Origin of the sequence: Bacillus sp. EE-W1, assembly GCF_009760835.1 — a bacterium.
In the GTDB taxonomy this organism is placed as follows: Bacteria; Bacillota; Bacilli; order Bacillales; family Bacillaceae_G; genus Bacillus_A; species Bacillus_A wiedmannii.
The window spans coordinates 1-1,188 of the sequence record NZ_WIPE01000144.1 but is presented as its reverse complement, the minus strand read 5'-3'; the positions used below and the strand labels follow the sequence as shown (position 1 = coordinate 1,188).

The following is a 1,188-nucleotide window of genomic DNA, read 5'->3' as shown; positions in this document are numbered from 1 at the left end:
TAGATTTCTTGCGAAATATGTACCTAGAGCAGTATTTCGATTTAAATGTGATACGATAGTGATATATTCGTTTTGCTAGTAAAAGGGGATGAGTGTCGATGAAAAACCACATAAAAGTAAATGGAAAAATCCTTCAAACAAATAAAAAATGGTCACATCTCAAGCAAAGACAAAGACAACATATTTCTAATTGGTTACGTAGAGAATATACACAGTTTGTAAAAACACATTATAGAAAACCTAGAAAGTATGAACATGATGAGATTCTTCATGAAGTGATGAATCAAATACAGGAACGTGAAATTTGGATTCCTAATGGTGAAGTAAAAAGATATTATCTAAGTAAAATAGGAAAATGGTTTAGAAAAATAGAAAGTGAATGGGAAGCACAAATATCCAACAGTGAAGAGCAGCAGGTATTAGAAGAAAAGTAAATCCAAACAAACCAGGGGGCGTATTTCATGTTTAATTTACAAGAAGATATGTATGAACAATTGAAAGAGAAAAAAGGGGAAGTTACTGTATTTTTAAAGAATGGCGTTCCAGTGCGTGGGCAGATCCTTGCAACAGATAAATTTTCCGTCCTAATGATGATTCATGGTAAACAACAATTAATCTACAAACAAGCAATCTCTACACTTACTATATAAAAATGATTGTATGCTATAAAAGGAGAGGGATATATTGATTTTTTTATTTCGATTTGACATAAAAGATGATGGAATGGATTTTATCTTAAACGAAAAAATAGCAGAAGATATGATTCCTTACTATGATGAAATGCTTAGACCGCTTGTCGCTTCTTTAAGTCAAACATTAAACTTTTATCGAGCTTTTAGTAAACGCCCTACCATTCTATCTTGTCGAATTTTAGATAATAATGAACTGGAAATTATGTTGAGTAAAGGGTTGGGACAGTATATAGATCCATACACTAAAAACCAAATTATTTTCGAAAATGGAAAATTAATAGCAGATATCTTAATGGAAGTTATGAACCATCAAACTATATACCGTTAAATTATATTATAAGGGGCCATCATATATTTAAGGAGGATTAAAATGGGAAAGAACAATCTAGGAATGAATCAGATAACGCTGGAACAATTATTACCAAATACAGATCAATTGCTAAAAATAGATGAATTAGTTAACAGCTTTAAAACACCAATGCCCGTGTTCGATTCT

At 31.1% G+C, this 1,188-nt stretch carries 3 protein-coding genes; all 3 read left to right on the top strand.

Going from position 1 to position 1,188, the window contains the following annotated elements; all coding sequences use genetic code 11:
• Nucleotides 1-98 precede the first annotated feature (98 nt).
• Genes GFJ36_RS28640 through GFJ36_RS28630 form a run of 3 tightly spaced genes read left to right on the top strand, consistent with a single transcriptional unit; the run spans nucleotide 99 to nucleotide 1,020 of the window.
• Nucleotides 99-434, top strand: a complete 336-nt coding sequence (locus GFJ36_RS28640; RefSeq protein ID WP_098639766.1) for a transposase — start codon at nucleotides 99-101, stop codon at nucleotides 432-434.
• Between the two features lie 27 nt (nucleotides 435-461).
• On the top strand, nucleotides 462-650 hold the full coding sequence (gene hfq / locus GFJ36_RS28635) for an RNA chaperone Hfq (RefSeq protein ID WP_157349845.1): 189 nt from the start codon (nucleotides 462-464) through the stop codon (nucleotides 648-650).
• Between the two features lie 34 nt (nucleotides 651-684).
• Nucleotides 685-1,020 (top strand): hypothetical protein, encoded by a 336-nt coding sequence (locus GFJ36_RS28630; protein WP_157349844.1) that lies wholly within the window; start codon nucleotides 685-687, stop codon nucleotides 1,018-1,020.
• The last annotated feature ends 168 nt before the right edge of the window (nucleotides 1,021-1,188 follow it).

What these genes read in the sequence shown, in the direction of transcription:
- GFJ36_RS28640 (WP_098639766.1), top strand. Translation starts at nt 99, where the DNA reads ATGAAAAACCACATAAAAGTAAATGGAAAAATCCTTCAAACAAATAAA.
- hfq (WP_157349845.1), top strand. Translation starts at nt 462, where the DNA reads ATGTTTAATTTACAAGAAGATATGTATGAACAATTGAAAGAGAAAAAA.